The sequence below is a fragment of the Mesorhizobium sp. L103C119B0 genome, from assembly GCF_000502235.1.
Classification (GTDB): Bacteria; Pseudomonadota; Alphaproteobacteria; order Rhizobiales; family Rhizobiaceae; genus Mesorhizobium.
This window is the reverse complement of record NZ_AYXE01000013.1, coordinates 162,649-188,704: the sequence shown is the minus strand read 5'-3', so window position 1 is coordinate 188,704 and position 26,056 is coordinate 162,649. Positions and strand designations below refer to the sequence as shown.

Here is a 26,056-nt window from a genome sequence, read left to right as displayed (position 1 = left end):
ATCAGAACCGCGCGGTCAGGCCGAGCCCGAATGTGGTTAGATCGAATGTCGGGCGCTGCTCATGGGCGAGGCTACTGCGCAGCGTCAGCGGGTCGGAAACTTCCCAGGAGAAGCCCCCAAAGACGGTACGCGTAGGCACCAGCGTGCCGTCAGAGATTTCGGGGGCATCCCCAAAACCACCAAAAACATTGACGCTAGGGGTAACTGCAAGATCGACTCGCAGGACATAACCATCGGCGCGCGTGCCAATGTCGTCGGCTGCGTGGACCCAACGTGCCGAAAGCCCGAGCTGGCCGCCCAGGACATAGGCCTGCACCCAGGGCGAGATGGTGGTGATCTCGGTGTTGGCAAAATTGTCATAACGGGTATCGACGTTAAGCGAGAACGGGCCAAACGCTTTGGCGGGCGCGAGGATCTGCCATGAAGCGCCGGCTCCGATCGAGTAGCGCGCAAGGAAATCGGCATCCGGCGTCGCAGCCACCAGCGCATGCGCTGAAACAGTGGGCGAGAAAGCCTGGTCGATGCGGCCCTCGATCTGGAAGTCGGTGTGGCCGAAGCGGGTCGCCACCCGGGTGCGGCCCGAAATGGTCGTTTGCGCGCTGAGCCGATATGCTAGGCCAGCCGAACTGTCGGTCCAGCCACCAAGCCCCTCGGTGAGATCGCTCACTTCGCTGCCCAGATCGAGCCGCCATTTGCGTGGCGGCGGCGCGGCGAGCCTCTGCTCGACATCGCGCGAGCCGGGTTCGAGGGCAAGCGCCTGGTGGTAGGCGTCTCGCGCGCCAGCATCGTCGCCACGCGCTCGGCGCAGATCACCGATCCCCACAAGCGCCTCAGCGTTGCGCGGATCGACCGCCAACACCCGCAGAAACGATTGCTCGGCCCGCGTGTAATCCTGCTCCAGCATGGAAATCCGCGCATCGAGAGCGATCAGTTCGGTATTGTCACGTTCAGCGCCAAGCACATCATCGATCATTGTGCGGGCGCCCCGCACGTCGTTCTGCCAGATCGCCAGACGGACCTTGCCTAAACGGGCGTCGAGAAGTCCGGGCCTGATGGCCAGCGCCCGGTCGAAGAAATTCCCGGCTTCGTCAAATTTCTGTTGGGATCCAGCCACGAGACCCATGGCGACCAGGATGTCAGTGTTTTTCGGCGCCAGCCGCAGCGCTCGGCGATAGGCGTTCTGCGCCTCGGGCAATTGTCCCGCCGCCCGCGATCTCTGGCCCTTCTCCATCAGGCCGGCGACGGGATCCGGCCGCGGCGGACGCAGCCTCTTCCTCGCGGTCGCAGGCTTCGCTTTGCTGCTGCCGGCTTGCTGGGCCTTGTGGATGCTGGCGACAAGCGTACTCGCATCGGCATTGTCGGGCTGGGCACGCGAGACCTTTTCGGCCAGCGGCAGGGCAGCGTCCAGATTGCCCGACCGGAACTCGACCTGAGCCATGCCGAAGCTGGCATCCAGATATTCCGGCGCAAGCGCAAGCGCATTGGAAAACACTTCACGCGCCGCCGGCAGATTGTTGCGGCCAAGTTCGGTGAAGCCAAGTTGCACCAGGGCGTCGGCATTGTCCGGCTTGAGCGCCAGCACCCGCCTAAGCAGCTGCGCCGCCTCGTCGAAATGCTGGGCCTGTCTGGCCTTGACGCCGGAGGCGTACAGTTCCTCGACCGTCTGGGCCAGCGTCGCGGCGGGCGCTGCCGCAACCGCCAGGAAGACGCATGCTGCAACCATGGCGCACCGGCCGCGCCTCATCAGCGCTTCCCGCTATTCCGCGCCAATAGACGCGCAAGCCGGGCCAGGAGTTCCTCGGGAATGAAGGGTTTCACTAGGTAGTCGTCGGCCCCCTTCTCAAGGGCCGAGACGATGTCTTTTTCGCCCTTGCGGGCGGTCAGCATGACCACCGGGATTTCCGAGAAAGCCGGGTCGCTCCTTATGCGGGCAAGAACCTCCAGGCCGTCGGCCTTAGGCATCATCGCGTCGAGCACGATGATATCGGGCGCCTCATGCTCCGCCTTCAAGAGCGCTTCCGCCCCGTCTACTGCTTTGATGACCTCGTATCCCTTTGCCCTGAGCCTGAATTCCATCAGTTCGATCAAGAGGGGATCGTCATCGCAAATCAGAACTCTTGCCTTCGCTCCGTTCAACAGCCTTGCTCCGGTTCCGTCGCCCCCCGGAGTGATCAATCCATGAACCACATCCGCCAACGCGGCTCATCAGAGAAATATTGTTCTCAACTCTCATCGCCGTACGCCGATGCCAGGCGATTATAGACCACCTGATTCGCTACGCCTGCACCTCGGCAAAATCAGTAGATGAATAAGGAGACATGGTATAGGAGCCGTGAACGGCGGCGCTCAGTCTGCAGCCAGACTGCGCTCGGTGCCCAAGCCAAACGTCGGCTCAGGCGCGCGGTCGAAGCAATCTTTTGACTTCACCGGCAAGCGCCAGCGGGTCGAACGGCTTGGCGATGACCCCTACCGCCCCCATCGCCAGATAGCGTTCGACCTCATGCGTCTGGGTGCGCGCGGTGATGAACACCACGGGTATCGAAGCCGTCGCCCCAGACTCGGCCAGGCGCCGCAGCGTCTCTGGTCCGTCCATGTCCGGCATCATTACGTCGAGCAGAATAAGGTCGGGTCGCCATTCGGCGGCATCGGCGAGCGCCTGCACGCCGGACGGGCAGGACAGCACCTCGAACTCCGGCTCGAGTTCCAGCGACATCTGGGCGATTTCGCGGATATCGTCCTCGTCATCCACATAGAGAATCCTTGCGGGCATGAGCGTCACTCCTTGGCGTGCGCGGCAGGTTGGGTGCGGGACGAAACCAACATGCTCCTGACCAGCTTTGCCACATCGATTTCCGACGCCCTGGTCTTGGTCAGGATGGCCTGCACGCGATCCCCCAGTTTCTGGTCTAGCTCCGCCGCCGAAAACACGATGACCCCAGTCTCGAGCGGCAGATCGGCCAGCAGGTCCAACCCCGATCCGTCGGGGAGTGCAATATCCAGGATCACCAGATCGAAGCGATGCCGGCCGATCGCCTCCCGGGCGTCCTTGAGCGTCTTCGCAGAAGTGATCGAGACACCCGAACCCAACCCCTCCGACATCACCGCAAGCACGCCCTCGTCGTCCTCGACATGCAGAATCTTCGGCCTCTGCTCGGTCCTGCCAGCAAGGATCTTGGCAAGGGCGGCGTGAAGCCGCTTTGAATCCACCGGCTTCTCCAGCCAGTCGACAATACCGACGGCGCTGCCGTTCAGCGATCCCCTGGCCTCATCGGCAACGGCGGAGATGACGATGACCGCAATGTCGGAATTGACCGGCGATGCCCTAATGTCGTGGAAGAGCTTGATACCGGATTCCCCCGCCAGCTTGATGTCGAGGGTCAAGGCCACGTATTCGCGGGACCTCAGAAGCGCCGTTGCCGTGGCGATATCGGGTGCGATGTCGCTGGAAAAGCCCTCCGCATCCAAGAGTGCCGCAATCACGGCGGCGACGTCGGTCTCGTCTTCACAGATCAGAACCCGTAGGCGGCCATCGGGCTTCCGCGTCAGGTGCGGTGGCGGATACGGCCTTGGGTGGTGCCTGCGTGCTTCTGCAAGGTCGAGGTGGAACGAGGTTCCCTTGCCTTCCTCGGTTTCGAAGGATATGGCTCCGCCCAGTTTTTCGGTAATGGCCTTGACGATGCTCAACCCCAGGCCGGTGCCGCCTATCTTACGGGTGCTGGAAGCGTCCGCCTGCTCGAATTTTCCGAATATACGGCCGCGGAAAGCCTCCGGGATGCCAGTGCCCTGATCCATGACGGAAATACGCAGCATGTCGCCGTCACGACGCTGGAATTTCACCGTGACGGTGCCATCAGCATGCGAGAACTTGATCGCGTTCGACAGAAGGTTCGCCATCACCTGATGCAGGCGATCCGGATCGATGTTGGCCTCAGCGCGTGGGGCATCGTCGATCAGAACGATCTTGATCCGGCTGTCAGCCATGTAGTTGGAGCTGGCGGCAATGGCCTGCTCTAGCACCTGACGGACAGACATCTGCTTGATCTTGAAGGTGATCACGCCCGATTCGATCTTCTCGATATCCAGAATGTCGTTGATGAGGAGAACCAGCCTTTCGCTATTGGTGTGGGCGATGTTGACGAGATTCGCGGCCTTCGGCGGCAGTTCGCCGGCAACACCGGCCGCGATCAGGCCAAGCGAGCCGCGGATGGAGGTCAACGGGGTGCGCAATTCGTGGCTGACCGTGGAAATGAAATCGTTCTTGAGCTGGGCGGTGCGCTTCTGCTCGGTGATGTCGCGATTGTAGGTGATGACGCCAACGATGTTGCCCGCCTCGTCGCGGAAGGGGGCCTTGAGCGTGTAGAGCCAACCTTGCCGGCCGTCCGGGAAAAGCGCCGGCTGGTCGATCCGCAACGTCTGCCCGGCCTCCAGCGCGCCCATCTCATCCTGCCGGAAGCGCTCGGCTACATCCCTGGGGTAGAAATCGAAATCCGTCTTGCCGATCAGATCGTCGACCGAAGCGGCGCGAACCATTTCGGCGGTGGCGGGGTTGGCGGCGATGAAGCGGCCGTCGATATCCTTTATATTCAGGCAATCCGGCAGTTCGCGAACCATGGCCCGGTAGGTCATGTTGGACATCAAGAGCTCCCGCCGGCGCTGCTGTCGGTCGAGCAGGACGCCGATGATGATTGTGCTTAGGAAGCGGAACACGAGGGACGGGAACGTGCTCTGCTGCACAAGACCGGTGAGGGCTTGCGCTGGGATGACCAGGAGCGTGATAAGCCCGGCGAGAGCGACCGTTACGCTAAGACCGAATATGTCGTACATGGTGCGCGATCGGGCCGCGACGATGTGGTGCCACGCGATGCCGACGATTGCGGTGATGAGGATACCCATGACACCAGCACCTGCACCCTGCCCGCCGAGATGGGCGCGATAGACAATGGAGCCGGCCGTGGCGATGAGCATTGCCGGCCATCCGCCGAAGAACGCGGCCGCAGCAATGAAGGCGGCGCGCAGATCGACGACGAAGCCGGAGACGGACAGGGCCGTCGCCATGGAGATGACCGCGCCAACGCACATGACCAAGCCGAGAAGCAGCGACTGCATCCGCCGCGAGAGACGCCCGGTGAAATCCGCCACAAGGTCCCAGGCGACCACGAGAATGGAGACCAGGGCAAGGTTGGCGAGGAGTGAATGCCAGATGTCGGTCATCACTTCGGCTCCTTTTCCCGACAAATACCGGCAAAACCTATCCGAGACCTAAAGAAACTATAGACGGTCGGTGGCACTGCAACCCGGCGATCAGGGCAGCACCTTGATTGCTCGCGCTTCTCAAGCATCAGGTCAGTCAGAAGGCGTCAAGGGCGATGACGTGCGCAGACTTCCCTACTGCATTGTTCTGCTCTGACTGCTGCCGGACAGAGGCGAAGTTCCATTATGGCCGACATGACGCGCGCATAGCGGACGTTCGCGTAAGGCCGAACATAGCTACCAGCTTATCGCCAATGTCACATCGAGGTTTAGGCTTCGGCCTCATCATGTCACAACGAGCGATGGCGGGCCCAAATGTTACACTGGACCGCGCCGGATAAGTTACGTCGCCTGGGGGGATACTCTGAAGTGCGACTGCATGCCCGGTTGTGTGCTCGGATACGGGCAGCTTCGCGTTTTGCAACTATAGAAGCCGGCGCTCTAGAACGTCGCGTTCGGCTATTAAGTGCCGAGCAACTCACCACTTGACCCTCAACCCCAGTGAGCCGGTCAGCACGTGACTATCACCGAAATTTTTGAGACCTGTCCGGGCGACGGCTTCGCCGAACACCGAGAACCTGTCGTCGGCCCAGTTGATCGTGCCGCCGACGCCGAGACCACCCCAGAGCTGCTCGTCCCGGCTTGAGAGCTTGGTGCCGGCCAGGTCGACAGAGGAGCCATCCTCAAAGTCGTAATAGAGGTTTGCGACGCCATAGAGATTAGTGTGGCCGGCGCGGCCCGTGCGGTCCTGCCACTGCGTCTGGTGGTCGAGCGAGAGGCCGAGGCGGCCGAGCAGGCTGTCGTTGGTGCCGGGGGTAACCCTCGCGCCAAAGGCGTCGGTGAAGGCGTCGAGATCGACCGACGACCAGGCAAGCTGCGCTTGCGGCGTCAGCGACCAATTGGGATCGAGCATCATGCGTTTGCCCGCTTCGACACCGAGCGCGTAGCCGACGCCGTTGTTGCCGTCGACGAGCCGCTGTCCGGCGGTCGCCGAGTCCAGATTGCTGTCGTACCAGACCACCTGCGCCTGGCCGTCAAGGTAGAAGCCTTCCGCGCCGTACCAGGTCAACGAGCCGGAAACGCCATAGCCGGTCGTATCGATGGACCCGCTGCCGAACACCGACGAGATGTCGGCGGATACCGTGCCATACTGGAAGGCGACGCCGCCGATGAGCTGACCGGCCGCGCTATCGGAGACAAGCATGTCGGCGCCGGTCTGCAGCCTCCAGGTCGAGGTATCATACGTCGTTGCGGTGGTGGAGCTTTCAGGATCGTAGGAGCCGCTGGTGCCTTCGATCCTGCCCCACAGCCCGATACCGGCCTCGGCCTTTAAATCGTCGGAGATACCGTCCGCGCCTTGCGCTTCTACGGTCCAGGAGCGGTTGCCAAGCCGCTGCTGCAGGGTGCCGAGGTGGTTGAAGCTCTGCAACACGCCCGCATAGGCCTCGTACACAGGTGCGCCGGCCTGGAAGAGCAGGCTGTTGTCGAGTTCGGAACGGAGATACCAGTCACCATCGCCAGGCGTGCTCACGCCGCCCTGGTAAAGCCTGTAGGCATAGGCGCCCGCGACGACCGCCGCATCGCCTTCGAAGATATAATTGCCATTGAGCGAGAAGCTGCCGTTCGAGATGCCGCCGACGTCGACGATCTTGATGCCTCCGACCGTCTGATCGCCCGAGCCGCCGAAATTGACGACCTGAAGGGTGCCCGCCCCTGACGTGTTGCCGGCGATCACCAGCATGTCTGTCGGCGAACCGTCACCACCGAGCGCAGTGTTGAGAACGACGGTGCCGCCACTGCCGACGTAATCGCCGCTGATGGTGAGCGTGTTGCCGAGACCGCCACCCGCGATGCGCACCGTTCCGGCGTTGCTCAGCCCCGCAATCGTCTGGGACGTGCCGGCAAGATCGAGCGTGGCGCTCGAAGCGACGGAGAACTGCGAGGAGGAACTGAACGCGTTCGCACCGCCCGCGGCAAGCGTGCCGCCGCTGACCGAAGTTCCGCCAGCAAAAGCGGAGTTGTCCGAGGCGAGCACCAGAGTGCCCTCGCCATCCTTGACGAAATTGCCGGCACCCGAGAGCACGCCGGCATAGCTGGCATTGGCGACTTGGTCGAATGCGAAGGAGGCGCCGGCGCCGATCGCGACATCGCCGCCGAAGCGCTCGGCCGCCGAGACGAGGCTACCCTGGTCGACGGTCCAGTCGAGCAGCGAGGTGCCCGATATTGTCAGCGAGCCGGCGCCGCCCTTCACCATCGCGCCGGTGCCAGAGATGTCGCCGGCAAAGCTGGCGTCTGCCGCCTGGTCGAACACGACGGTTCCGGCATTGCCGATGTCGCCACGGATCGAAGCCGCATTGCCAACCAGCGTGCCGGCTGTGATCGTCGGGCCACCCGCATAGGTGTTAATGCCCGTCAAAACCAGCGTGCCGCCTCCGGCTTTCGTGAGGCCGCCTGCGCCGGAGACGACATTGCTGAGCGTGAGGGTCGTGCTCGGATCGGTGAGGAACGTTCCGTTGCCGGTCAGGGCGACGCTCCGGTCGCTGGTGATGTCGGCGGTCGTCTGCAGCGTGCCGCCATTGAAGGTCAAGCCGCCCGAAGGGGCTCCCAAATTGCCATCGCTTGAAATCTGCAGGATCCCGCCGGACAACGTCCACGGCGTGATGGCAGTCGTCGTCCCCGTCAGTGTCCAGGTGCTGCTTCCTGTTTTTTCATAGAGTCCGAAGCCGTCATATTTGGCGCCAGCGCCGATCTGCGACACATCGAAACTGGCGTTGGCATCGCCGCCCAATTTGAAACTATCGGCATTGCTGAATGCAACCACATTGCCAGTGATGTTCGAGCCTGCCTGGATCTCCATGGAATTGACGCCACCGGTGAACTGGATGGCTTTGCCGGCTATCGGGGTCCCACCACCTGCGCCGACGGCGCCACCTGTAATCGTGCCGGCATTGATGACGGCGATGTTGGCGCCCTTGATCCCCGAGCCACCATCGCCTGCCGTTCCAGCCTGACCACCGCCCCCGCCAATGATCGTAGCCCCCGTCTCGTTGATCACGGTTCCACCCGAAAGTAGAAGAACACCAGCTCCGCCGTCGCCACCGCCGCCGAGAATGGTTCTTCCGCCGGTGCCCCCGAGCAGATTCCCGCTGTTATGGACTGTCCCGCCAGAGGTTAGGACGATGGCAGCTGCGCCGCCGCCGCCGCCTGCTTGGACCCCAATTGTGAGGAGACTCGTGCCGCCGGTAACGCTGCCGCCCGCCTCTACAACGACATTTGCGGACGAAAATATGCCGACGCCGCCACCGCCGCTGCCGCTGTTGCCACCGTTCCCGCCTCGACCGCCAGTACCACCAAGCACAGATCCTGTACCAGCGACCGTTACGTCGGCCGTGGCACTGACGCCGACACCACCGCCGCCACCACCGCCGCTCCTGACGACGCCGTTCGTGCCAGGTGAGCCTAAAGCGCCAGCCCCGCCGCTGATGCTGGTTGAAATCGTCCCGTCTATGGAGATGACCAGACCCGTAGCACCAGTCGCACCGGCAATGCCATTTGGGTTGTTGGCTGTGGTGCTTCCCGATCCCGACCCTCCGGGCGCACCGTTGCCCGTCGTAAGGTCAATGCCGCCACCGCCGCCGCCGGCGGTCGCGCCGTTGGGAACATTCTGGCCTGTGGCGCCCGCTAGTGCACCGTCCACACCCCCCTGTCCAGCACTCACGCCTGTGCCGTTGCCGCCATCGGCCCAAGCCGGCGCGGCGCTCAGCGCAAAGGTGACCGTAAGCATCGCGAAGGCGGAGTGAAGCGACACGCCTTGCTGCAAGCGCGCGAGATGCAAAACCCAAATCCCATCGCGCGCCAAAATCCGCTCCGCCATCCCTAAGCTCCCTGATTCCTGAGTGCGCCGAAGGCAGCATGAAAGCTATTCGCCTGCAAGACGTTTATAGCGATGAGAGCTACCAAGGAGCTAATAGAATCAAGTGTTGTACGTTCGAATGACCGAAAATTAACTTACATTAGAATGTTCTTATCAAAGAAGAAACTTACGCAATCACCATTTCGAACCTCCTAGCCCTGAGCGATACCGAAGTGAACTCTAGGGCTGCGCGGGCGATGCGGGCGCCTACTTGCCGACTACGGTGCGCCGGGCGACATGTCCAAGGGTTGATCCCTGCACGATCACGCTGAAAAGGACGACCGCGTATGTGGCCGAAAGTATTATCGGCTTCGCGGGTCCGTCGGGTATCGCCAGAGACAGCGCGATGGAAATCCCGCCTCGTATGCCCGCCCAGGTGAGAAACACAATGTTGAAGCCAGACATCAGCCGGTTTATCCCTGGGACCAGCACCGGCGCGCCAACGGCGAGAAACCGCGCGACTATAACGATTGGGATCGCTGTTGCAGCCACGTTCAACGCTGCCGGATCGAACCGCACGATCAGCACCTCAAGGCCGATCAGCAGAAACAACAGTGAATTCAAGACCTCGTCGATCAGGGTCCAAAGGCCGAACACATATGTCTGAGTGCGGTCGCTCATCGCGTCGCGGGGGCCGCGATAACCAATAAGCAGCCCCGCCGCCACCACCGCCAGCGCTCCATTGACGTGGATGCGCCCGGCGAGGGCGTATGTAGCGGTAACCAGCGCGAGCGTAATAAGCACTTCGATAGGATAGTCATCGATAAGGCGCATCGCCCGATAAGCCACGTAGCCCATGCCTAAGCCCAGCACGATACCGCCGCCGGCCTCGACTACCAGAAGCTCCGCGATACCAGAAACGCTCATGTGGGCGCTCGGCTCTCCTATGGCGAATGCCAGAACGATCGTGAAAACCACGATCCCCACGCCATCGTTGAACAAGGACTCTCCCTGCATCTCGACCTCAAGCAAAGCAGGCACCTGAACGTTTTTCAGCGTGCTCATCACTGCCACCGGATCAGTTGGGCTGATAAGGGCACCGAAAACCAGTGCCCATGATAGCGGCAATGGTTGTCCGACCAGAGAGGCTGCCAGCCAGAACAACAAACCGACGATGAAGGTCGACGCAATCGTGGCAAAGGTCGCAAGCACGATCACTGGGACCGCCCGGCTGACCAGCTTGCGGAAGTCCACCTGCAGAGCACCTGCAAAGAGCAAAAACGCCAGCATGCCGTTCATCACGACCGCATTGAAGTCGATCTGTGACAATGCGGATGTAAGCGGTTCAAATAGATGCCTATCCGGCATCGAGGCATCAACACAGACCAGGATCAGCGAAGCCGCAACACTCATGATCAGCAAACCGATCGTGTGCGGCAAAGGCAGGAATTTGTGATTGATCCATCCTAAAGCGGCTGACAACGTCAGAAGCACTGCGGACATTTCGAACATAGACAGCAGCCTTCATCCCCCTTCCCTAGCATCGGATCACTCGGCGTCAACATTTTGCGGCATCTTCAGTTCCGCCTGAATGTGGCGAAGAACGCCAATGGCCGTGTGCAACCCCGGCGTGGGCGACGTGGAAATCCAACGCCTATTAGGCTGTCCGCGAGAGCATCTTGAGTTCCATCTCTGGATATGCAGGCAAGCGGTGGATCGCAAGAATTCAAAAACGGACCGTCGCGATGGTTGATGGCATCGATCGCGCCGATTCCGAACTGCGTGGCGACACCCGCATTCGGCTCCTCGAGAATACATCGTCTTAGAGGCTTGAAACGGGATGGTCGCGAAGAGTAGTGGGGTTCTTCGGTGGCATTTGGCTTGCCCTCTGGCCTTTCGCGAGGCCTGCGCTGGGATCAGGCCTGCAAAATAGATTCATTGGCAGCCGCTTCCGGACGGGTGCAATGCGGATCATGCTGGGCACGGTTGGGCGGGAGCGGAACTCTTCCCAGCTTGGCCCGGCTGCTTTTCTCCCCCGATGTTGGGTAGCCGGGCCGACGCCCTCCTGAGCTCAGCTGTGTAGACGCGGCGGCTGACAGGCGAGCCGGTCCGCCTTTGGCTGGTTCATCCTTGACCGTTTCTTGCTACGATGCGAAGAAACCGCTCACCCTTAAGAATGGCCGATCTCTACAAACGGGAAAGAGAACGACGACGGCCCGATATCGCTCTCGGCCACGGATTTGGGGACACTCTGCCGGGTGTTTACGTCGGCCTGAAAAGCCGAAACGCCAACAGGAATTGGGCCGGCATCCTCTCCACCCTTCCGCCATGTCGTCGCGATAACGTTGACGAAGGCGCTTCAGCAGTTCGCGATGCCGCAATCTTCCGCCAGTTTACCGATTCACCACGCGCCCCCTACCGTTTCGGTCCGCAGCGAGATTAGCGCAGACCAACGGAGTGCCTTTGCGTCCGCCCCCCACCTACAGTCCGCCTACAGGGTTCCGGGCCGACAATACGGGCCACCCGATCTTCTGTGTTGTTCTGTCATCGCAATGAAGGACGACATCTTCGAGCACCCGTAGCACACCTGTCGCATGGAAAAAGCTGTAGGCGTTTATAGGTGCCCGGGGAATCCGCCGTTTGTTTGCGTTGTGGAGCGGGACAAAGCAAGTTACCTCACTCAGGCTGACTACCGTGAGGCGGGGCACAAGCCCGACTTCCACGCGTTGCCGTGGGAAGCTGAATACAGGGCTGCCAAACAAAGGAAGACCTGTTCTATCGCTGTATCTCGCCCTTAGCAGCGTGACATGGTCAGTTTGCCAGGTGGTCGTTGCGACGGACGATCGCATTGAGGACCGCTTCGTAGGCGCTGCCGCTATCTTCCTCGATCTCTGTGGTTTTGATGCCGAGCGCTTTAGCATCGGCGAAAAGCTCTTGGGTCAGCTCGGCAACGGAGATTATACCGGAACCGACGGTATTGGGGACCTTGTTCGAAATCCACTTCTGCAGAAAGTTTGCGCCGCGCGTGCTCATGAGCAGATAAGCGCGCTGCGTTTATTAGGTTCCGGTCATCTAAGCTCTTACGCGATCACACCATAACCACCTCATGACAAATCAGCGATGTGTGTGGCGCGGCGGGCCTGTTCCGCTTGTGGCCGGCGCCTACCCACCCGGGTTCCCCAACCATGGCGTCGGCCATTTTCGTTCTCNGTCCGCGGCGGGCCTGTTCCGCTTGTGGCCGGCGCCTACCCACCCGGGTTCCCCAACCATGGCGTCGGCCATTTTCGTTCTCCCAGCGATTGTAGGAATTGCTATCGCCTATGTGTTGGCCTTGGTTGGCGCGATCGGGTTAGATCGCCTCCTTCTTTGGTTTTAGCGGATTACCAGCATATGTCGGCAATGCAGGAGATCGGCAATTTCTTGTTCAAGCACATCCATCGGCCATCACCGTCGCGGCTCTGAGGTTACCCAGCCGCAGGAGGGTCCTAAAGCCGCACAACCTTGTCGAGATGCAGGCGTATCCGCTGGCCTTCCGCGAAGGACAGCGCGAACGATTCCAGGGCGAATGAGCGTGTAATCTCCTGGTCAGTTTCAATGATGCGGACGACCCATTCGCCACTGGCTCCGACCACTTCTAGGCAAGGCGCGTCCTTGCACATTGGCACCACGTTGCCCATCACATCCACCCTACGAAAAGCAATGGTAAGTCGACTTAAGACCGTCGTAGCCGGTAGATCAATAACAGTTGCTTGTTCGGACCGGACGAACCATCCTGGATGGGCAATACGACGGGGCTAATGCCACTTCAGTCAGGCGAACCCTCCGGGGAACCTACCGTGAGATAGCCTCTGCTTCAGGTCGTCGGCATTCAGGATGGCGGCCAGCTCTTCGGCATACTCCATGTCGGGAAGGTCGACAGATGCGTGGCCCGCTACAATAGCCGGGAGCCCGGTGAACACGTCGAACACCGTCCACGTCCGATCCGGTTCTCGCCTTACATCGTACCGCAGAGTTGTCATGAGGAGATCATATAGTCACCCCTTAGGGGTTGGGAATATTTGGTCCACGGAGGCTCGCGATGCGGAGCGCTGATTTTGCCGCTTTGAAGATTGCCGATCTCGTCGACCGAGATCAATCTGAGATCGAACTCTATGGATGGAAGCGGCGAACGCCATAGCGCACTGCGCTTTGGAGGCTCATTTCGACGGTCGACCAGATGACTACCGCTTTTGGTGCGATTTCTTTCACCAACTGAGAAGACCAGACTGACGGAACTTTGCGCAGCATCGTGTTCGGTCGAGCATGACTAGAATAGCCGACCTTGGACCGCCTATCCCCGGCAAGCCACACCAACCGCAGGACGGGGACNCGGTCGAGCATGACTAGAATAGCCGACCTTGGACCGCCTATCCCCGGCAAGCCACACCAACCGCAGGACGGGGACGATCGATCTCACGCATGCCCGATCTGCGGTCAGCAGGTCGAAACGCGATTTCCGCCAGGTGATGTGGCACGAGCAACCAGATCACGATCCGCTTGAACTGGATCAGTGAGGCAGGAAGAACTTGGCAGCCTTCAGGGCCACGTCACAGTAGGAAGGAAAGCGCGGGCCGGACCCTTTGCCGCCGGTCGGCAGCGGTAAGGCATCCTCACCGAGCGCTGCGGTGGACCAACTTTTCCATTTACTCGTTGTTCCTAAACAAAGGAAAAGCCCGCCGACCGAGGCCAGCGGNGCTGCGGTGGACCAACTTTTCCATTTACTCGTTGTTCCTAAACAAAGGAAAAGCCCGCCGACCGAGGCCAGCGGGCTTGTGTTGCAGGGCACTCGTTGGTTATAGGGGCTCAGGCGGCAAGACAATAACACTAGGTAACCCTCCCGCCGTCACCGCGCTGAGACGCCCACGTTTGGTCAGTACCGGCTTCCTGTATTCTTTCTTCACTGCAGTCCCTCTCTAGTGGGAATTCGGCAAAACGCCTTGGGCCTAAAGGTTCTCACTCATCGGTGCAGGTTGATGGCGTGCACACAGCCGTTACGGCCGAGAGCTTCTCGCGCTTCTTCAATTCAGGCTTCTGATAAGGCTTCTTCATGCAGGATCCCCACGTTTGTCCCTCAACGCGAAAAATGCAGTGAGGCCGCCACGATTGTCAACCAGAGGCGCCGAGGTCGCGATAACTCACGTTTAGGTGTTGCTCTTGCGCAATACCTAAAGCGGCAAACGAAAGAAGTCGCTCGGTTTTCAATAGCTAGGCGCTCTTGCCCATGGAACAAACAGACTCAGCGCGAGTTTGAATGCGACGATGAGCAAAGATTACGCAATAGAATCATCCCTTTGTANGTTTAGGTGTTGCTCTTGCGCAATACCTAAAGCGGCAAACGAAAGAAGTCGCTCGGTTTTCAATAGCTAGGCGCTCTTGCCTATGGAACAAACAGACTCAGCGCGAGTTTGAATGCGACGATGAGCAAAGATTACGCAATAGAATCATCCCTTTGTATCGAAATGGCACGGTCGCTCCGATCATGTCTGGCGGAAGAGCGAGCGCTCATGCATCATTTCCGGGAGGAACTCACCTCGGTACGGAGTGACAGTGTTTACTCCCGCCAGGAACGCATCAGATCCGAACAGCAAAAGCCCCTGCCGTGGGGCTAGGGCTTGATGGGATGGCCCGCGCCTGCTTCCGAGGCTGCGCGGGCCGACCATGACGAGTGAGGGACGCATCTTGGTCACCGGCACGGACCGCTGAAGAACGAGCCGATTGTGGCCAAACAGCCTCAGAGCGGGAATGTTCCCGCCTTACGCAAAAACACCCGTGGCTCAGCCGGCGGGCTCTGTTTCAGGGGCACTGTGCACGGGCGCGGCGTCTGCCGTCAATGCAGTTTGCCGACTAGCCGAGCGTATTCGGCTTCAGCCCTGCCATATGACCCATCAGCCAGCGCAATTAGACGCGCGCGATCAAGAATGACTACCTCTCCTCGCNGGCTTCAGCCCTGCCATATGACCCATCAGCCAGCGCAATTAGACGCGCGCGATCAAGAATGACTACCTCTCCTCGCGTTGAGCGTATCAGACCTTGGCCCTCCAAGGTTTGCAGCGCTATGGTGACGCCGGGCCGCCTGACACCGAGCATAACTGACAAGAACTCGTGCGTAATCGCAAAGCTGTTCCCGTCGACGCGATCATCGCACATCACCAGCCATCTTGAGAGCCTGTCGACGATGTTCATCCGGGCATTGCTGAGCGCGGTGAAGCTTGCCTGGAGGTGAAAGTAGTGAACGTAGCGGAGCAGAAAACTTCGCAGGGTNGCATTGCTGAGCGCGGTGAAGCTTGCCTGGAGGTGAAAGTAGTGAACGTAGCGGAGCAGAAAACTTCGCAGGGTGGGGCTTGTCAAAAGCGCCTTGGTGAAGAGGCCCGCGTCGATAACAAAGGCTCGGGCCTCTAATTGGACGTAACAATCGTGCGTTGATCGGTCATCGCCCATGACGAGCGCTGAGCCGGTCATGCCCTCACAACCAATGATTCCGATCTCAGCTTCGATACCAGGCCGCAGCTCGCCCACCACTGACCCGAGACCGCTCTCGAAGAAGTACACGGTGCTGATTGGTGACCCCGCCACTTCGAGATGCGTCTTCAGCCCAAGGGAGACGCTTTCGAAATGAGGTTGCAGCAATGCCAAGTCTGCCGAGCACATTCGAAGCAGCAGCGAATTGCGATAGATCGAATTTTGGCCGGTGTCGCGTTGCGCGGCAGTGTGAGTTTGTGAACTGGAGGCTGTCATAGCTCCCTCTCCCTATTGGGGGCGGAAGCATGTTGATCGCTCACAGCCGACGGACGCCCTTGGAGTTGCCGTCGATGGCACACTCTATGCCTGCGGACCGCGGATGTCCCATTCTTAATTTAATTGCATTGATCGGCCCGAGCCAACCTTTGGCGCGCCCGCGCTAAGACGGCGTTCAGATGCTCCAGGAATTCGTCATCACTTTTCGTTGACAAACCGCGTTGTCGAACGCGAGTGACAATGCGCTCCTGGAGTGAAACCGCTGTCTCATAGTGGTCCACGATCAGCTGATATGAAGCGTTCACTGGGTCGGATTCAAAGAGCTGAGCCATCGTGGCAATGTAGTTCCAAGATGATGAGAGTCGATGCGGCCGCTGCTTTGCGTAACAATCGTACAATGTGCTCAAGAATGTGCGGNACCGGATCTAGACGGCCTATCCGGAGGTGGTGTGGAATTCTGCTGACTCAGCAGCACGGATAGAACTCGTGATCCGCCACGCAGCTCGCGCCAGATAGACGAATAGGGCGTAACTAGCGACGCGAGCGCCGCCGCTGCGATGCAGTGGGCGCAATGCGCCGAGGCCCATCAAGTTCCACCGGGTCACCTCGGCAGTGGCCGCCTCACCCCGGTCATGTCGTCGCTGAGGATTTCACCGCGTCTTCAGCCTTGGCAAAACGCTGCACCAGCTTGTCGGTCTTGGCGTACATCTTCGATCGNGTTGCGTCTCGCTGAACGCCCTCCATGGACGCCCCTTCATCGTTGGGCCACCAGGGTCTTTCTTGTTGTCTGATTAGCCGCCTTCGCGCGTGAGCACCTTGGCAGGCGCTTTCTTTTCGCGCGAAATTGCCACCGTTTTAAAGCGGGAGGGTCGGGATGCAGGTTTTCGATGAGATCGAGGCGCTGCTGGATGCGGGTGAAGCCTCGACGGCACTTAAGGAAGTGCGGGCGCTGGTGCATCAATTTGGGCGCGGGTCCAGTGTCTTGGCGGGCGCGATCGACGACCTCATTATCGACCTGTCGACGCTATCGTTCGTCGCCGATGCTTACGGAGACCGTATCGCAGAGGCGGCGAGCATGCTGGCTCGAAAAAGACTATTGAAGATCAAGTTGCTCGCACCTCGTCAGGACGTGGAAGCGGTCAGCTAGAGATTGGTGGTCGCTACCAGAAACGTGTCGACCTGCTCGGTGCTCCGAGCGCATCGAAACCTCTCGCCATCATCGGTTCCGTACGGACGAAAGAGCCTCCTGACCTTGCAACCAGATGAAGGTTGGACTTGCGGCAGAAGACCAGCCGCAAGCAGTTGGAGCTTGAATTTCCGACACACTCTCAGGAATCGTTGCCGGGATCGCATTCCATTGGTCGTCGGCCCAGATCTGGCGCGCGTCGCTTAAGGTGCCGCTCGAATATGGCCAGCTTCTCTTCGTAGCCGATCCGCACTCTGGAACTGCAGCTACCGCAGTTGAAACTGGCAATCGTTTTCAGCCAGCCGGCTTCGGCCATTTGCGCGAAAGAATCGGACCTAAGTCTAAATGGTGAGCGGCCCTGAAAACTATGGCCTTGCGATCGGCCTTTGCGTCGGAATTGAATGGCAATAGCGAGGGTGATCGAAGGCGGCCCCGGTGTGAGGCTGGCAAGTGGGCCAACACGGCGGCGGTAAGGCGGAGCCTGTGGCGATCAAATAACCGGTTCGCCTAGAATCTCCTTCACCCAGCTGATAGTTCTCAGCCCGTATGCCATGCCGGCGCAGTCGGCAAACCAGTCGAAGACACTCATGTCACGCTCTGTGACGCATTGAAGGATTTCGATCGCTGCGCCCGTTAAAGCAAGTAAAACCGCCAGCCGGACCACCTGTTGGGGCCAGCCGAGGCTACCCAGAGCCGACAAGGTGGCGAACGCGGCGGCGTGGTTGAGCTTGTCGTGATGAGACGTAAAGGCCAATCCGAGGGCGTGCAGCAAGTGGTCTGGCAATAGCGCGAGCAGCAGGACGACTGCCAACGTGGAGAGAAAGGCAGCCCTTGCCATGCTCTGAAAAAAGCTGCACTGCGGCAATCTATTCGTAGCACTCCCGGTTCCTAGTTCTCGCTTCCCATACTGGTGCACGAGGCAGGGCTCCAACCTGGATCTGAGCTACGAGCGCGAACATGCCTAACAGGCCTACTAATGTCACCAGTAAGTCCCACAAAACAGCCTATGTCACTCTGGATGGTTCCATAGGGCGCTGCGAATGTCGCCCTCCATTGTGATGAGGCCGAGGGTTTCCTGCCGAAAGGCGCGGCGGAATAGACGGGCCGTTGGTACGGCTTGCGCCCAGGTGCGATGCGTATCATGCCGGGCACGGCTGGGCGGGAGCGGACTCCGTCCAGCCTTGGCCCACCCTGATGTTGGGCAGCCCGGCCGACGCCCTTCTGAATTCAATTTCGTCGGCGTCGCGGCTAACAGACGAAACCGTTGCTAGCCTGGTTCATCCCTGCCTTGGTGATCTCGCCTTTACAAATTCCAATCCTGGACGCTAACGCAGCAGCGGCCACTCGCTGCTGTCCAATCAACAAGCTCCAAACATCAGGTCGCGTTTATATACAAAAAGCCGGCCACCTTTCGGCAGCCGGCCAGTGCAAACAAGGAAGGGAACGTTGCACTGATGGGGCAGTGCACCGTCCGAAGCGTTTCCAGGCGACAATGTTCCACCGATGAGAGAACAAAGAACGCTCAACCGCCAGCGCAGATTCCCCTTAGCCGCGTGTGTGTTGCCGTCGGCTAGTCTCTAAAAGCCTTTAACCAGCCACGGATTGGTGTCATATCCGAGGCGCGGCTTTTCCGGCGTTCCACCGGCCGGCAATTTGGCGGTTCCGGTCGGCCTGCAGTCCAGCTCGAGCACCTGCTTCTTAGCCGACTGCTTCGTAGAGCAAAGGTCCGTGGCGTCACTCACCACCACCTTCTTCTCCTTGGCAACAGCGACACCAGTCCCAGCGATCACGATCGCCGCACAAAACGCAGCAACTCTCATCATACTTCCCCACCGTTGCGCCTCCGCAAAAGGCTGAGCATGACGTTACGGCACTTTTAAATTAGCGCAAGCGAATATTAGCTTGCCTAGTCCCCTTCACATCGGCTCTGGTCGCCTCCCCAACCGTGCGGCACGGTGGATAAAGACAATCTAGCTGCCTCGTTCTCTACACGCGGAAAGCCTGCTCATAAGCACTATAAGTGTAGCCTGCTATTATCCGCTCCAGAATGGATACCGATACGACCGCTATTCCGGCTGTCAGCAACGACCGAGACACTTCTGCTGCTCGCGAAAACGTCGAAGCGGGGCGTTGTAGTGAAACTGCCTCTTCTGGTCGGACAGCGCTTCGAAGAGCTGGCTACTTTGATTTGCCGGCTGGGGCTTTCGCTGCAGAAGGGAAGGCATCACTGCAGCACTGCTGGCCTCTCCCCCACATGAAGGCTTGCGCGCATCGCTAGGCCACGGTGCCGGCAAAGTTGTACTCGACCGGCAAGGGAGTTGGTTACTCGTACTCCGGACGCTTGCATTCGATCAAAGCAGCCGCAACGCAAGGCCCTCGTTGTTGAACAGAACGAGGCGGTTGAAACAGTGAACTCGCTTCAAAACCACAGGGCGCTGACTCGTTTCGGAAGTAGGGAGCTTGCGACACACTCTCAACTCGACTTGATTTTCTGGCGGCCTTTGGCGCGAGGCGTCGTCAGAAGTAACCGCGAAAGCAACAAAGGAAACGAACCCAACTGGTCCGAAAAACCGTTTGCCTGTCGTCAGCAAGGATCGGTCCCTCCATGCTCTGACCGCTGCAAACACTGGCGTGGAGAAGCCTCGATGTCACAGACCGATGAAAGTCTTATTACCGCTACCATCGAAGGCTACGTTTTGGCCATGTCCACCGGTGCCGAAGAAGGGCTGCGGGCAGCCTTCCACCCACGCGCATCAATCATCGGTAATTTCCAGGGCGCGGTCGAATGGCTAAGTGTCGATGCCTATGTCGGCGAGGTGATGGTTGCGGGCTTGCCGCCGAACACCAGCCCCAACTGGACAGTCGCATCGCTCGATTTACGGGCGATGCAGCCACTGTGAAGGTTGAGGACGAACTTGGAACCACAAGGTTCACCGACTATCTTTCCCTGCTCAAGATCGCAGGAGAATGGAAGATCGTTAGCAAACTCTACCACCTTCACCATTAGGACCGTCCAGATCACAGGCCAAATACCGCGAAGCTGGCGATCTCCTGTCGTAGGTCTCCCAGCGCCTTTAGAGCTTGAGCTCAGTCCTTAGCGCGTCGATTCGCTTCGAGGCCTCGGCTTTGCTTAGATCTTCAGCGTAGCTTCTGTCGTCGCCCGCCTGCTCACATAATGTTTTCAAGTAGGAAGCTTGCGACGGAGTCATTGGCTCGTCACCCGTCGTCCATTCGTCAGGATCCTTGCTGATAGTTTCGCTTTTGGCTCGGGGTGAAGTTTGCATGACGCTCTCCATGTTGGGAACGGCACAACGTATTTGATCTTCTTTTGTTCCACATGCTTGAAGTGTGTGAGATTGCGGGCAAGGTGTTCACGACTGCAAGTTTACCCGTGCTGGAAGAATCCGACGAGATTGCTTAGTTTCCGCTCGCGGTAACCAACGATGAACCGACGCCAACTCTGCGCGAGACATCGAAAGATCCTCCGCGCCCGCAATTTACCCCAACGGTGAGGAGACAATCCCCATGAAAGCAATCGTAGCGACAGACCAGACTGCAGGAACGGCCGGGATGAAGTTGGTGGAGCTGCCCGAGCCTCAGGCGGCAATTAACGACGTGGTCGTACAGGTTCATGCGGCAGGATTCGTCAACACCGAACTGGAGTGGCCCTCGACGTGGGCCGACCGAGCCTTCCGTGACCGGACCTCTCCAATTCTCGGCCACGAAATGGCTGGTGTTGTCACTGCGCTCGGCTACGGCACCACGGGGCTTTCTATAGGTCAGCGGGTGTTCGGCCTCGCGGACTGGCATCGCGACGGCACCCTCGCCGAGTATGTTGCCATGGAGGCCCGTAACCTCGCCCCGCTGCCCGGCGATGTCGACTTTGCGGTGGGCGCTAGCCTGCCGATCTCCGGCCTAACCGCATGGCAGGGGCTGTTCCAGCATGGCCGCATCCGGGCCGGGCAGAGCGTTCTCGCGCATGGCGCTGCCGGTGCCGTCGGTTCGATGGTGGCGCAGCTTGCAAGGGAGGCNGGCCGGGCAGAGCGTTCTCGCGCATGGCGCTGCCGGTGCCGTCGGTTCGATGGTGGCGCAGCTTGCAAGGGAGGCCGGAGCCTATGTGATCGGCACCGGGCGGGCCGCCGACCGCCAGAAAGCGCTCGACTTCGGTGCAAATGAATTCCTCGACCTCGCAAAAGACACCCTTGAAGATGTAGGCAGCGTCGATCTGGTCTTCGATGTCATCGGCGGCGATATCCAGAGGCGATCCACAACGCTCGTCCGGGCCGGAGGTATCCTTGTCACAGTCGTTGGGCCAACGGACATTCGACCTGCCGATGGCGTGACCGTTGACTTCGTCGTGGAGGCTGATCGCCCCCAGCTTTCTGAGATAGTGCAGCGGATCCGGGATGGACGACTGCGGACGAACATCGGAAAGGTTTCGAGCTTGGATGATGCCGTCGGCACCTTCATCTCAACCGACCGACGCGCAGGAAAGACGGTTGTCCGCGTTCGTCCGTGAGAACTTGGGAGAGGAGGCGGGTCCTCTCTCCTTATGGCCGCGTCGGCATCTGACACGGTGAGGTGCAAATCAGCGCCTGGCGCGGGATGTAGTCATTGTAGCCGGGCGAGGAATTGGGGGCGTCCATCGTAACCCGATGAGCTGGTTTGCCAAACAGAGGAGGTCGAATCCTTCACGTGTTGAAAGGCCGCGATTGGGGCTCTGCAAGAGTGATACGATTGCCGTCAGGGTTTGCGATCTGGGCAATCTTTCCGTAATCACCCTCCGATTCACGTGTGAGCATCACGCCACTTTCTTCAAGCGCCCTCCGGGCTTTGTCCATTTTGGGGACCACAACAGCATTTTCCTTATCATGGAAGATTTGCAAGTTCGCGCCTGCGACGTTGCGCCATTGGATCAACCCGTCCATGGGACGATCATCAGGCCTCCGCTCGAAAAGCCGGGTATAGAACTCCTCCGCTTTGTCGATCCTTGCCGTGGCGAGCACGGCGTAAACTCCTTGGGTTTGCATTCACATCCTTCGTGCAAATTGACTCCGCCAATAAATGGGCAAGGGTGGGTTCCGTTCCGAAATGCGGTGTTTGCGGCAACCTGCTTTGTACGTTTCCGGCTCTTGCCTTTTTCGGAGAGTGACCCACAGAATAGCTGATTGAGGTTCTATCTCTCTGGGAGGATGGGATGGACATTCAAGCACCTGTTCGGCCTACACAGCGAACGGCCAAGGAGCTGGTCCGCGAGGTCCTGTTGGGNGCTCTTCCGATCTTTTGTACGTTTCCGGCTCTTGCCTTTTTCGGAGAGTGACCCACAGAATAGCTGATTGAGGTTCTATCTCTCTGGGAGGATGGGATGGACATTCAAGCACCTGTTCGGCCTGCACAGCGAACGGCCAAGGAGCTGGTCCGCGAGGTCCTGTTGGGTTCTCAACCGGGCAATATAATTTCCGTGAAGGCGACCATTGCAGCGGTGCGCGAGCGCGGCCATGATCTTCGTGAGACTGACTGCCAGTTGGTCGAAATGATCGTCAAATCAGCCTCCGTTTGGGGACTGTTCATCGCCTTCGACGTCCGAGAAGCGTGATGCCCCACCGTTGGTTCAACCCTCCGGTTTATGTGAAGACCGAGCGCCCGGGGCTTCGCCTCGGTGTCAACCGCGTTGATGCCGCCGCCGAGGAGCTTCTAAAGTGGTCCAATCGTGGCCCCAAGTGGCGGCTGGCGGCCGAGGCTTGCCTATCTGCGATGGATGGCAAAATGCCGGGTAACGACTTCCGGCTGCTGTTCGAAGCCGCGGCTGATGAAGAGGAGATGCTGCTGCCGGATTAACAACGCTATACGCAACGGGACCACTCGGGTCTGTTTTCGCGTTGGCGGTCGGCGAATTCACCAGCGCAACGGATATCTATGCCGTCCGTCTCCGTCAAGTTTCAAAGTGAGACACCACCGAGCGACGACCTAGATGGACAGCTGTTCGCCCGTGGGCGTAGGATAGGGTCGGGGGTGACCGATGGAGGTCACATGGTTGATGAAGAGCATCGCCGCGAACGAAGGCAGCGGGGTGCTGAAAGGCGCCTCAATCATCGGCGGAATCACAAACTCCGAGATCAGTTGCACCATTCGGAACCAAAACAGTGGCGGAGCTGAACTCAAAATCCCGGTGGAATCGCGTGTCCCCGAGCGGTTCGTGCTTTACGTGCCGACCGACGGCGTTGCCTACCAAGCAGTTCTGCGGTGGCGCAGGAACGCCGAATCGGGGTTCAATTTATAGGAACGTGCCAAAGCCGCATCTCCACTATGGCTAAGCCTATGTCCGGGACGCACAGACTCGGGAATTTGGACATTCTCCGGCGCTCCACACGTGTTCCATGGCAGTCATACTTTAGAGGTTACCCCCCGGCGAACTTCGCTTCAGGTCGACATGGTCAGAAGGCTGAAGATCACGGGAATATTCCTCGTCCAGATAGTTAGCCAGACGCCCACGCGCTGCGGGGGTACCCAGTGAAGACGTCAAACACCGTCCAGCTTTCGGCGGGTTCCTTCCTCAGGTCGTAGCTTTGGGAAGCCATGCCGTCACTAGGTAAGTCTGCGGTGGTCCAGTTCTCAAGCAGTGATCGACATTCCTGTTGGAATGCGGGTTCTACAGCAGATTCGGTCAAGGATCGCGAGGGGTTGGCTCAATGCATCATGAGCGACCCAGCATTCTCAGAAACCGGCACCCGTCTGCGCAGCCCTATGATGCAGATAGGTAGAGTCAAAATCTGCGGCGCGAACGAGCCCTGCCCAGTCGGGCGCATGAAAACGCGAGCCAAGGGTAGATATCAGACCGTCGCGTCGAAGGTCCTGGAGCACTCGGTTCACGTGCACGGTGGAGAGGCCAACTGCGTCGCCAAGTGCAGCCTGCGTTATGGGGAGATAGGCCACATGATCTTCAATGCGACCTACCGAGCGAAGGCGGACAATAAGTTCGCAAAGAATGTGAGCCATACGAGAGTAGGCGTCGCGCCTTCCGACGTTGGTGACCCACTCTCGATAGATCGCCGCGTCGATCACAGTGGAGCGCCAAAACACTCTCGTTATCGAAGAGTGCTGTTCGCAAATGGCGCGAAGATCGTCGTGCCGCATGAAGCCCACTCGAGAGGGCATCAGAGGGGTGAAAGTGCAATCCATGACCGACAAATGCAAACCATGCAGGTCGGGAATGTCGCCNAGAGGGGTGAAAGTGCAATCCATGACCGACAAATGCAAACCATGCAGGTCGGGAATGTCGCCCGGAACAAAAAAGGAGGAGATCTGACGCTTGCCCTCCCCGGTTAGTTTGGTCGACCCTATCAAGCCCTCAAGAACGACGAATGAAAGGGTCGGCTTTTCGCCCTCGCGCAAAATGTCTTCATTGGCCTTATATTTCTTCTCCTGAATCGAGATGTTCCCCAAGATCGCAATGTCTGATTCTGCGAGTTCCGAGATGGCTTGGAGCTTGCGGATCAAGATGTTGAAAGACGGACCATGTGCCATCAAAAACCTGTTCGGGTTTGCTCCCAACTTTTAGTTGGCGCTAATGTTCCCGCTGCCCAGAGGAGACGACGGCCAATGGTCAGTGCGTCTACTATGCAGGCGGGGCTGGGGTTCAGCTGTCCTCAATCCTTTTCGCCTGCCGCACCATGTTCGAAACGGCCGGAATGACAACCTGCTTTCCACCGTATTAACAAACGCTATTGCGCCAGGAACCGATGTCGTCGGGTTCTGTCCTGATCGTGGAGGATGAAAGCATGATCCTCTTAGACGTCGAGAACTCTCTCCGGGAGGCCGGGTTCGAGGTGATCGCCATCTTAAAGGGACTGTGGCCCGGCACCTCCGAGGTGCCGATCTCACTATGCCAGTGATATACATAAGTGGCGATGGCGCGGATGATTGGAAACGCTTGGAGTGCCCAACAGCCTGATGATCGCCAAGCCGTTTGTTATGCCGCAGATCATTGCCGGACTGGCAACTCTCCTCGATCAGCAGGGAGTGGACCAACTCCCAGTGTCAGAATAGCTGCGGTTGGTAGCTGCCATGTCGTTGTCTAGAGGGAAGTCATGGACGCCTCTGCTATCCGCCATCATTCGCGGTTCTCTCAGGAGCTTGGCTTAACGAACGAACAAGGAACTGCGCTCCCGGCAGCCTACTTGATTGAAGTAAGGCGCCGGGAACATACAACGTCGGTCGTTGTTCTCTCTGATCAGGAGGAAAGAAAATGGCAGACGACAAGAGCAAGCGTGATGTTCGAGATCGCAACCGCGTATCAGCCGATGAAGATTATGAGGTTCGCTATTTCGCCAAACAGCATCGTATCACGCCAGAACAGGTCCGCGAGCTAATCAGAGAACACGGCAACGACCGGAAGACGCTCGAACGCGAGGCAAGAAAGCGGGCTGACATCGGCTGATGGTCGCGACGCACTACGCGGCTTTTCGACGAGCGGGTTTGAAAGGCTGCGCGAGCGTGAAGACGTCCGCGTCTTAGCCGGGCCCATCAACGCCAATGCTTCCGCGCCTACGTCGAGCAGCAGCTCATCACCGCTGAGCCTGGCGATATCGTCATCCTGGATAATCTCGGAAGCCCAAAGCTGCCGGCGCCAGGCTTTGCTACCTGCCGCCCACTCCCCAGACCTCGAGCAGGCCTTCGCCAAGATAAAACACTGGATGCGTCAAGCCCATAAACGCACAGTCTAGGACACTTGGCGCCACATCGGCCACCTCGTCGCAACGATCGACCCCACTGGATGCAAGAACTACTTCGAAAAGGCCGGTTACGCTTCCGTCAAAACCTGAAAGCTCTAGTTCGTCCGTGGCAACTTCGCCGGATAGTTTTGGTATTCGGCACGTTCCGCAAACGACCTGTTGGCAGCCAGTTGGGATGTAGATGCTCCAGTTCCGCGCCGCGTCCAGCAGGGTCTCTCCGGACGCGCAGCGATGCTGCACGCCCGAGCGGGCAAAACGGAC

22 protein-coding genes and 4 pseudogenes are annotated in these 26,056 nt (G+C 59.3%); 10 read left to right on the top strand and 16 right to left on the bottom strand.

All coding sequences use genetic code 11. From position 1 onward, the window contains the following. Position 1: 1 nt before the first annotated feature. From X728_RS145345 to X728_RS1000000167925, 5 genes are all read right to left on the bottom strand, one after another. On the bottom strand, positions 2–1,744 hold the full coding sequence (locus tag X728_RS145345) for a YaiO family outer membrane beta-barrel protein (protein ID WP_023832331.1): 1,743 nt from the start codon (positions 1,742–1,744) through the stop codon (positions 2–4). Beyond that, entirely contained in the window at positions 1,744–2,136 is a 393-nt protein-coding gene (locus X728_RS145350) for a response regulator (protein WP_023832330.1), read from the bottom strand. The genes X728_RS145345 and X728_RS145350 overlap by 1 nt, the downstream gene beginning before the upstream one ends. 256 nt (positions 2,137–2,392) lie before the next feature. After that, positions 2,393–2,770, bottom strand: coding sequence for a response regulator (locus tag X728_RS145355; RefSeq protein ID WP_023832329.1), 378 nt, complete (start codon positions 2,768–2,770; stop codon positions 2,393–2,395). Between the two features lie 5 nt (positions 2,771–2,775). After that, a complete protein-coding gene (locus tag X728_RS145360) occupies positions 2,776–5,211 on the bottom strand; it encodes an ATP-binding protein (RefSeq protein WP_023832328.1) in 2,436 nt (811 codons plus the stop codon). Positions 5,212–5,728: 517 nt separating this feature from the next. Beyond that, positions 5,729–8,305, bottom strand: a complete 2,577-nt coding sequence (locus tag X728_RS1000000167925; protein ID WP_023832327.1) for an autotransporter outer membrane beta-barrel domain-containing protein — start codon at positions 8,303–8,305, stop codon at positions 5,729–5,731. A 153-nt stretch (positions 8,306–8,458) separates the two neighbouring features. On the opposite strand from X728_RS1000000167925, the gene X728_RS1000000170455 reads away from it, so the two are divergent. Further along, the gene (locus X728_RS1000000170455; protein ID WP_155924010.1) at positions 8,459–8,707 is read left to right on the top strand and encodes a hypothetical protein; all 249 of its coding nucleotides are present in this window, start codon (positions 8,459–8,461) and stop codon (positions 8,705–8,707) included. A 663-nt stretch (positions 8,708–9,370) separates the two neighbouring features. Here X728_RS1000000170455 and X728_RS145365 read toward each other — a convergent pair. The 5 genes from X728_RS145365 to X728_RS145380 all read right to left on the bottom strand — a co-directional run bounded on the left by X728_RS145365 (position 9,371) and on the right by X728_RS145380 (position 15,877). Then, complete coding sequence (locus tag X728_RS145365) at positions 9,371–10,624, bottom strand: sodium:proton antiporter (protein WP_023832326.1); 1,254 nt, start codon at positions 10,622–10,624, stop codon at positions 9,371–9,373. Between the two features lie 1,290 nt (positions 10,625–11,914). Beyond that, entirely contained in the window at positions 11,915–12,136 is a 222-nt protein-coding gene (locus X728_RS145370; protein WP_023737055.1) for a DUF768 domain-containing protein, read from the bottom strand. Between the two features lie 452 nt (positions 12,137–12,588). After that, positions 12,589–12,780 (bottom strand): hypothetical protein, encoded by a 192-nt coding sequence (locus tag X728_RS08575; protein WP_023832324.1) that lies wholly within the window; start codon positions 12,778–12,780, stop codon positions 12,589–12,591. 132 nt (positions 12,781–12,912) lie between these two features. After that, positions 12,913–13,071: a hypothetical protein gene (locus X728_RS145375; protein WP_023737296.1), complete on the bottom strand. Its 159-nt coding sequence runs from the start codon at positions 13,069–13,071 to the stop codon at positions 12,913–12,915. A gap of 1,993 nt (positions 13,072–15,064) precedes the next feature. Beyond that, positions 15,065–15,877 carry a Crp/Fnr family transcriptional regulator gene (locus tag X728_RS145380; protein WP_023832322.1) on the bottom strand — a complete coding sequence of 271 codons (813 nt, stop codon included), beginning with the start codon at positions 15,875–15,877 and terminating at the stop codon, positions 15,065–15,067. An 874-nt stretch (positions 15,878–16,751) separates the two neighbouring features. On the opposite strand from X728_RS145380, the gene X728_RS145390 reads away from it, so the two are divergent. Then, on the top strand, positions 16,752–17,024 hold the full coding sequence (locus X728_RS145390) for a hypothetical protein (RefSeq protein ID WP_023832320.1): 273 nt from the start codon (positions 16,752–16,754) through the stop codon (positions 17,022–17,024). A 529-nt stretch (positions 17,025–17,553) separates the two neighbouring features. Here the strand turns inward: X728_RS145390 and X728_RS145395 are convergent. After that, on the bottom strand, positions 17,554–17,901 hold the full coding sequence (locus tag X728_RS145395) for a hypothetical protein (RefSeq protein ID WP_023824713.1): 348 nt from the start codon (positions 17,899–17,901) through the stop codon (positions 17,554–17,556). A 739-nt stretch (positions 17,902–18,640) separates the two neighbouring features. After that, the gene (locus tag X728_RS145400) at positions 18,641–18,886 is read right to left on the bottom strand and encodes a hypothetical protein (protein ID WP_023832318.1); all 246 of its coding nucleotides are present in this window, start codon (positions 18,884–18,886) and stop codon (positions 18,641–18,643) included. 822 nt (positions 18,887–19,708) lie between these two features. On the opposite strand from X728_RS145400, the gene X728_RS1000000171735 reads away from it, so the two are divergent. Together X728_RS1000000171735 and X728_RS1000000171730 are read left to right on the top strand one after the other, a co-directional pair. Further along, entirely contained in the window at positions 19,709–19,963 is a 255-nt protein-coding gene (locus X728_RS1000000171735) for a nuclear transport factor 2 family protein (RefSeq protein WP_245266182.1), read from the top strand. Further along, a complete protein-coding gene (locus X728_RS1000000171730) occupies positions 19,960–20,070 on the top strand; it encodes a nuclear transport factor 2 family protein (RefSeq protein ID WP_245266181.1) in 111 nt (36 codons plus the stop codon). The genes X728_RS1000000171735 and X728_RS1000000171730 overlap by 4 nt, the downstream gene beginning before the upstream one ends. A gap of 67 nt (positions 20,071–20,137) precedes the next feature. On the opposite strand, the gene X728_RS145405 is transcribed toward X728_RS1000000171730, so the two are convergent. Next, the gene (locus X728_RS145405; protein WP_023834287.1) at positions 20,138–20,347 is read right to left on the bottom strand and encodes a DUF3072 domain-containing protein; all 210 of its coding nucleotides are present in this window, start codon (positions 20,345–20,347) and stop codon (positions 20,138–20,140) included. 241 nt (positions 20,348–20,588) lie between these two features. On the opposite strand from X728_RS145405, the pseudogene X728_RS01000000166965 reads away from it, so the two are divergent. Next, a pseudogene (locus tag X728_RS01000000166965) lies at positions 20,589–21,582 on the top strand (NADP-dependent oxidoreductase). Between the two features lie 172 nt (positions 21,583–21,754). Here the strand turns inward: X728_RS01000000166965 and X728_RS145410 are convergent. Further along, on the bottom strand, positions 21,755–22,069 hold the full coding sequence (locus X728_RS145410; protein ID WP_245266180.1) for a VOC family protein: 315 nt from the start codon (positions 22,067–22,069) through the stop codon (positions 21,755–21,757). 359 nt (positions 22,070–22,428) lie between these two features. On the opposite strand from X728_RS145410, the gene X728_RS145415 reads away from it, so the two are divergent. From X728_RS145415 to X728_RS1000000169255, 3 genes and pseudogenes are all read left to right on the top strand, one after another. Further along, complete coding sequence (locus X728_RS145415) at positions 22,429–22,659, top strand: hypothetical protein (RefSeq protein WP_023832316.1); 231 nt, start codon at positions 22,429–22,431, stop codon at positions 22,657–22,659. After that, a complete protein-coding gene (locus X728_RS145420; protein WP_023669677.1) occupies positions 22,659–22,901 on the top strand; it encodes a DUF982 domain-containing protein in 243 nt (80 codons plus the stop codon). Before X728_RS145415 ends, X728_RS145420 begins: the two co-directional genes overlap by 1 nt. Before the next feature lie 192 nt (positions 22,902–23,093). Next, positions 23,094–23,377: pseudogene (locus X728_RS1000000169255) on the top strand (PilZ domain-containing protein). A gap of 400 nt (positions 23,378–23,777) precedes the next feature. Here the strand turns inward: X728_RS1000000169255 and X728_RS145425 are convergent. Continuing rightward, on the bottom strand, positions 23,778–24,587 hold the full coding sequence (locus tag X728_RS145425) for a Crp/Fnr family transcriptional regulator (protein WP_023832314.1): 810 nt from the start codon (positions 24,585–24,587) through the stop codon (positions 23,778–23,780). 721 nt (positions 24,588–25,308) lie between these two features. Between X728_RS145425 and X728_RS1000000169245 the strand changes: the two genes are divergently transcribed. After that, positions 25,309–25,500 carry a DUF3606 domain-containing protein gene (locus X728_RS1000000169245; RefSeq protein ID WP_023832311.1) on the top strand — a complete coding sequence of 64 codons (192 nt, stop codon included), beginning with the start codon at positions 25,309–25,311 and terminating at the stop codon, positions 25,498–25,500. Between the two features lie 79 nt (positions 25,501–25,579). Beyond that, positions 25,580–25,885: pseudogene (locus X728_RS1000000171090) on the top strand (IS630 family transposase); the annotation flags it as partial. Positions 25,886–25,900: 15 nt separating this feature from the next. Here X728_RS1000000171090 and X728_RS1000000172100 read toward each other — a convergent pair. Then, positions 25,901–26,035, bottom strand: a pseudogene (locus X728_RS1000000172100) (2Fe-2S iron-sulfur cluster-binding protein); the annotation flags it as partial. Positions 26,036–26,056: the final 21 nt, after the last annotated feature.